Genomic DNA, 1,194 nt, shown 5'->3' on the forward strand with positions numbered 1-1,194 from the left:
TCGTTGATCAGATATTCCGTCCGCTCATCAGACAAATTGTTGAGCGTCTGGATCACCAGAATTTTGAACATCAGCACAGGATCAAATGGCGGTCGTCCGCCTTTGCTTCCGTCAGAATACGCCAGGGCCTTGTCCAGATCAGGACGGAACGCTTCAAAATCCACAGTCCGGGAAAACGCTTCGAGCTGATCGCCAAGCCCACTCAGCCGGGCAAGACGTTCTTCAACATCAAAGAAACCAGACTGCTTCATATCGCCATTCCCTCAATCAACGCAGAAGAAATAGAATCATACAGAAGACCTCAAAACCAGGGGGTTTTTCGAACCCTCCACCTTGTAATAAAGGCAGAACCCCTGACCGTCCCATGTCAGAAGCTTGATCCTGTCCCCCCGGCGACCGCGAAAGGCGAAGAGAGCGCCCGATGTCGGGTCCTGACGCAGCCTGTCCTGTGCAAGTGCGGCCAGCCCCGATATGCCCTTGCGCATATCCGTAACCCCGCAGGCCAGATAGACACGCACACCGTTGCCCACGCCAATCATGCCGTCTCCGCGATCCGGATAACCCGCGCCAGAAGCTCTTCGGCAGGATGTCCCGTCACCCTGATACAACGGCCATTGCGCAGCACAATGGCCAACTCGTCAGTATCATCGCCAGACGCCACAGTGGGTGCATTCACGGAAGCAACAGGAACAAACGCCACAGACTGATCTGGGGAAGACAGTCTTTGACGGAATGAATTACGCCACTGGTAAAGATGTTGGCGGGTCAGGCCATGCCGACGTGCCACATCCGATACACTTGCCCCGTCCACACCAACTTCAGCCAGAATCTCCAGCTTCCGTTCGTCCGGCCAGCGGCGACGGCGTTCAACGCCAATCAGGATTTCCTGAGCCATATTTACCTCCCGAACGACGTCAATAACGACGTCGTTAACGACGGTAAGTTACCAGTCACAATCCTCAGGCATAAGGCGGCCTCAAGCGGCCGATTACGATTGTTGAGTGTCTGGATCACCAGGATCTTGAACATCAGCACCGGATCAAACGGCGGACGCCCACCCTTGCGCCCGTCCGAATAAGACAGGGGCTTGTCCAGATCAGGGCGGAACACCTCAAAATCCACAGTCCGGGAAAACGCCTCAAGTTGATCGCCAAACCCGCTCAGGCGAGCCAGGCGCTCTTCAACATCAAAGAA

General features: G+C 55.4%; 3 protein-coding genes and 1 pseudogene. All 4 read right to left on the reverse strand.

Annotated elements, in window-relative coordinates:
• The coding region (locus tag AD944_RS00345) for a transposase (RefSeq protein ID WP_148089318.1) at positions 1–251 on the reverse strand (251 nt) is incomplete at its 3' end.
• Positions 252–287: 36 nt separating this feature from the next.
• Positions 288–539, reverse strand: coding sequence for an IS66 family insertion sequence element accessory protein TnpB (gene tnpB, locus AD944_RS00350; RefSeq protein WP_145912810.1), 252 nt, complete (start codon positions 537–539; stop codon positions 288–290).
• The gene (gene tnpA, locus AD944_RS00355; RefSeq protein ID WP_045542051.1) at positions 536–895 is read right to left on the reverse strand and encodes an IS66-like element accessory protein TnpA; all 360 of its coding nucleotides are present in this window, start codon (positions 893–895) and stop codon (positions 536–538) included. The genes tnpB and tnpA overlap by 4 nt, the downstream gene beginning before the upstream one ends.
• Positions 896–1,002: 107 nt before the next feature.
• Positions 1,003–1,194, reverse strand: a pseudogene (locus tag AD944_RS00360) (IS5/IS1182 family transposase); the annotation flags it as partial.

The sequence above is a fragment of the Acetobacter tropicalis genome, from assembly GCF_001580915.1.
Taxonomy (GTDB): Bacteria; Pseudomonadota; Alphaproteobacteria; order Acetobacterales; family Acetobacteraceae; genus Acetobacter; species Acetobacter tropicalis.

Coding starts and splice junctions, on each gene's coding strand:
- tnpB (WP_145912810.1), bottom strand. CDS start 539: ATGATTGGCGTGGGCAACGGTGTGCGTGTCTATCTGGCCTGCGGGGTT.
- tnpA (WP_045542051.1), bottom strand. CDS start 895: ATGGCTCAGGAAATCCTGATTGGCGTTGAACGCCGTCGCCGCTGGCCG.